The 4,242-nt window shown below is 54.5% G+C and carries 4 protein-coding genes; 2 read left to right on the plus strand and 2 right to left on the minus strand.

Going from position 1 to position 4,242, the window contains the following annotated elements:
* Positions 1-89: 89 nt before the first annotated feature.
* Together G5195_RS20080 and G5195_RS20085 are read right to left on the minus strand one after the other, a co-directional pair.
* A complete protein-coding gene (locus G5195_RS20080; protein ID WP_005338365.1) occupies positions 90-1,430 on the minus strand; it encodes an APC family permease in 1,341 nt (446 codons plus the stop codon).
* Between the two features lie 198 nt (positions 1,431-1,628).
* A complete protein-coding gene (locus G5195_RS20085; protein WP_005338367.1) occupies positions 1,629-1,895 on the minus strand; it encodes a helix-turn-helix domain-containing protein in 267 nt (88 codons plus the stop codon).
* Between the two features lie 258 nt (positions 1,896-2,153).
* On the opposite strand from G5195_RS20085, the gene G5195_RS20090 reads away from it, so the two are divergent.
* Together G5195_RS20090 and ompA are read left to right on the plus strand one after the other, a co-directional pair.
* Complete coding sequence (locus G5195_RS20090) at positions 2,154-2,750, plus strand: hypothetical protein (RefSeq protein ID WP_201909695.1); 597 nt, start codon at positions 2,154-2,156, stop codon at positions 2,748-2,750.
* Positions 2,751-3,058: 308 nt separating this feature from the next.
* Entirely contained in the window at positions 3,059-4,078 is a 1,020-nt protein-coding gene (ompA, locus tag G5195_RS20095) for a porin OmpA (protein WP_421206209.1), read from the plus strand.
* Positions 4,079-4,242 lie beyond the last annotated feature (164 nt).

Below are 4,242 nucleotides of genomic sequence, written 5' to 3' on the forward strand. Positions count from 1 at the left end.
CCCGATGCGGTACATAGGGGGTTCTGAGTAGAGAAATGCTAGTTGAAAATGTGTAAACCTATTTCAGGACTAGACACTTACTTACCCGGTTACTCCTTACGGTAGAAGAGCAACCCGAGCAGAATCACCCCCACAGAGACCAGCAGATAGAGTCCCAGACTGGGATTGGTGATACCGCCATACAGAATGATGAGCGCGCCCAGGGTGGCGCAGGTCGGGATCACAAACCGCTTTATCCAGCCCAACTCGGTAAAGGTGCGCATGTACCAGACATAGAGGAACAGATAGAGGCCATAAATCAGCACGATCGGCATCTCGTCCAGGGCGATGTAACGACCGAATGTCTCGTTGATGCTGCAGTACCACAGCACTGAGTAGATCACCGACAACAGCGCTGCCGCGAGGGCCGAGTTGATTGGCATGTGGTGATGCGGTTCGATACGGCTCATCCACTTGGGGGCTGGCCCCTGATTGCGGATCGCCAGCGAGTAGGGAATACGCATGGTCGCCAATACCAAACCATTGAGGGTGCCGAGGCAGGAGATAATCACGAACACGGTCAAAATGGTCGAGGCAGTCCCGCCAAACAGGCTGGTTGTCGCGAGATTAACCGCGTTATCCCCTTGCGCCACTATCTCGTCCGTCGGCAAGACGCTGGCGATCCCCAGAAAATAGGTGACATAGACCACAAAGACTATCAGGGTGCCAATCACCAGTGCTCTGGGCAGATTCTTCTTGGAATCGCGAATTTCGCTGTTGATGGTCACGGCGGCGATCCACCCCTCATAAGCGAAGGCGGTGGCAACCACGGCCGTGGCCAGCGTGCCTCCGGTGCTTCCTATCCCATCCATTGCCTGCACAAAGTTGGTCACGGTGACACCATTGAGCAAGCCTGAAATGGTGCCCACAATGGCAACCAGGATCAGCGGGATCAACTTGATCAGGGTAGAGCCCACTTGCAGCTTGCCCGCCAGGACCGGGGTGTAGAAGTTGATCAGATAGGTGACCGTCATATAGACAGCCGCTAGTATCCAGGTCGCACCAGAGTTGGTCGGATTATCACTACCAAGCAAGATCATGGTGTACAGAGCGGCGACCCAGGCAAGGATGGCGGAAAGAGGGGCGTAATAGAGTACGCCTTTGAACCACCCCACCAGATAACCAAACATTTTGCCGTATGCCGCTTCGGCATAATCGACGATACCGTTGGACTTTTCGATCCGCTGGGCAAACTCGGCAAACACCAGCGCGCCGAAGATCATCGAAAATGCCCCCAGCGCCCATGCCAGCAGCGCAATGGCCAGATTACCGCCAGTCAGACGCAGTACATCATCGGCCTTGAAGAAGACACCGGAGCCGATCACCACGCCGACCACCATCGCAATGGCAGTCATCAGGCCATAGCGTTTATCCAACTCATTACTGCTCATACCCATACTCCATACGATTGCTCATATCATCCTGAATGTAATAGTGTTCAGGTGGCCAGATACCACCAGGGGCCCACTTTTCGGGGCCGCTTATTCTCGTTGGCCTGCATGGATAATTCAAAGCGTGTTAGATCAAAATATCGATCGGCGACCCAAAAAAATACCGCCCGAAGGCGGCATTTCTATTCACATCGATGATCACGCCTTGGCGAGGTCATCCGGGCCAATCTGGCCGATTTCGGCGACTTTCTTGTCTGCCAGCAGCCAGAGGGTGAACTTGTGCAGATCCGGGTGGTGCGCCAGGGCAACCAGGAAGGCGCCCCCAACTTCACGGTAACCCAGCTCGTAGTTTTTCAGGGTTGTGGGGGGAACACCGAGCAAATCAGCAAACTTCGGACGGCTCAAACCGACCGCTTCACGGATCTGACGGATCTTCTTGCCAACAGTGACGATATTTGAATTCATAATGTTCCATACTCCGTTTGACGGATTAAATCCGTCTTTATTTTTCGCGACGACTCGTAGTCAAGTGTATCAGTTTTGTACGGACTCGTTATGGTCGAGCCTCTATCTTTATGAGCGCCTTTCGGCGACAACCCTTATCTTCAACGGGGGATGGTAATCGCTCAGCTGTCTCAGGTAAACAGTCTCGAAAAGAAACCTTTATTGTTGCCACCAGAATAACTCGTATAATCCGCCAGCTACCCATTAAGAGGAATAAGTATGGCGTTTCCCGGCATTATCTCTCGCCTGCACCCGGTTTCTGACCCGGCCCAATTGCAACAACAGCTCAGTCAAGGTGCACAATATCGTGCCGAAGCATTCTGGCTTCCGGCCTTGATGTCCAGCCAGGCCAGCGAGCTGTTGGCCGCCCTGCCGGAGAGCTGCAGCCTGTTTCTTGAACAGGAATCGCATAACCTACCCTTGCGCAGCCACGATGGTGCCCTGCATAACAATGAAGAGCTCACCACGGTAAACGGTCAGACAATTGCGCTGGCAAGCGCCCCGGGTGATGGTGGTCTGGTAGCTGAATCGGGCATGTGCGAGATGGCCGACTGGCTGGAGGCGGGACACCGCCATTTCATCTGTTCAGCCGCGGTTCAGCCTGTGGCACGAGCCATCCTCAACATCTGGCCCCTGGATCCCTATCTGGCCCGCCACTACCTGATGGCGTTTACTCCCCTGCTGAAAAGTGCAACGGAAGCAGACTACCTCGAGGTGTTCACTGCCAGAGCAAATCCTGCCAACCCGCACTCCGACTGGGTTCAGGCCTATATGAAGCTGGAAAAAAAACTGCACAGGGCCTATCTGGATCACTAATTAATCTGGATAAACAGCCATTTAAGGTCACGACACAATTTGCCACAAGGCTCATTTGTGAGCTTGATCATGTTTTAAAATCGGCATAGAGTGCGCCTCGTCATCGGAATGACATCAGTTGCCTGGCAGTGGTTTCTCACGCATTGCGTGCCATGCCAGCGCACTCGACACACCAGGAGAGTGTGCAACCCGGTTATACCGGGTCATCTGCCAGACTCGACGCCAGCCGTACGGCGGAGCCTGCAGCTTACATAAATTACAAAGTGTGAAGCACGTGAATAACGTGCGATCTCAACGAGGATTTTTTTATGATGAAAATGGCTCCTTCCATGATCGCCATCGCCATGGCTGCTCTGGGTGCTACCGCTGCTCACGCCGCTGACGACATCTACTTCGGTGCCGGTGTCGGTGCTACTCACTTCAACGGCCTGAACAAGCTGGAAAGCACCAATGTAGGCCAGGAAGACGCGGCTGCCGCCAACGCCTTCATGGGTTACAACTTCACCGAAAACTTCGGTACCGAACTGGGCTACCAGTACACCGGTCGTGGCAACACCGACGGCAACCGTTACGAGAGCCAGGGTGCCACCCTGTCCGGTATCGCCCGTATGCCGGTTGGCAACGACTTCTCCCTGTTCGCTGAAGGCGGCGCCTACTGGGGTCACACCGACGGCCTGGGCACCAGCGACACTAAAGTTTCCCCGCTGGCTGGCGCCGGTGTGACCTACAAGGTAAATGACGCGCTGGATCTGCAAGCTCGTTACCGCTACATGTGGGACGTGGCTGACCTGCACGCCAACGGTGAGCGTTACAAGGCCAACCAGAGCATCGCTACTCTGGAAGCGGTATACCACCCGTTCCGCACTTCCTACGTAGCTCCGGTAGCTGCCCCGGTTGTTGAAGAAGCACCGGCTCCTGCTCCGCAAGTTGTAGAGAAGAACTTCGCACTGAACTCAGACGTGCTGTTTGCCTTTGGCAAAGAGACTCTGAAGCCGGAAGGCGTTGCAGCCCTGAATGCGCTGTACCAGCAGATCGTTGAGTTCCAGCCGAAAGATGGCAACGCTGTTGTTGTTGGTTACACCGACCGTATCGGTTCCGACGCGTACAACCAGAAGCTGTCTGAAGCCCGTGCCCGTACCGTTGCCAACTTCCTGGTGAGCAAAGGTATGGCTGCCAGCAAGGTTGCCATCGAAGGTCGTGGCGAAGCCAACCCGGTTACCGGCACCAAGTGCAACGGTATCACCGCTAAAGCTCAGCTGATCTCCTGCCTGGCACCGGATCGTCGCGTAGAAGTTCGCGTATCTGGCGTACAAGAAGTTCAGCAATAATCTGACCTCGTTCAGATAGTGCGAAAAAAGGGATGCTGCGGCATCCCTTTTTGTTTGTCTTGTCCCGTCCTGAATATGGTTTACACCTTTCCCCCCAATAAATGGAGAACCCGATGGGACAAGGTGTGAAACGGACACAGCGCGATTACTCGCTGACTTTTAAA

The organism is Aeromonas sp. 601039, from assembly GCF_049174415.1.
GTDB classification, from domain to species: Bacteria; Pseudomonadota; Gammaproteobacteria; order Enterobacterales; family Aeromonadaceae; genus Aeromonas; species Aeromonas veronii_A.

Excerpts from the sequence above, each read along its gene's own strand:
- G5195_RS20080 (WP_005338365.1), bottom strand. The coding sequence starts at position 1,430 with ATGAGCAGTAATGAGTTGGATAAACGCTATGGCCTGATGACTGCCATT.
- G5195_RS20085 (WP_005338367.1), bottom strand. The coding sequence starts at position 1,895 with ATGAATTCAAATATCGTCACTGTTGGCAAGAAGATCCGTCAGATCCGT.
- G5195_RS20090 (WP_201909695.1), top strand. The coding sequence starts at position 2,154 with ATGGCGTTTCCCGGCATTATCTCTCGCCTGCACCCGGTTTCTGACCCG.
- ompA (WP_421206209.1), top strand. The coding sequence starts at position 3,059 with ATGATGAAAATGGCTCCTTCCATGATCGCCATCGCCATGGCTGCTCTG.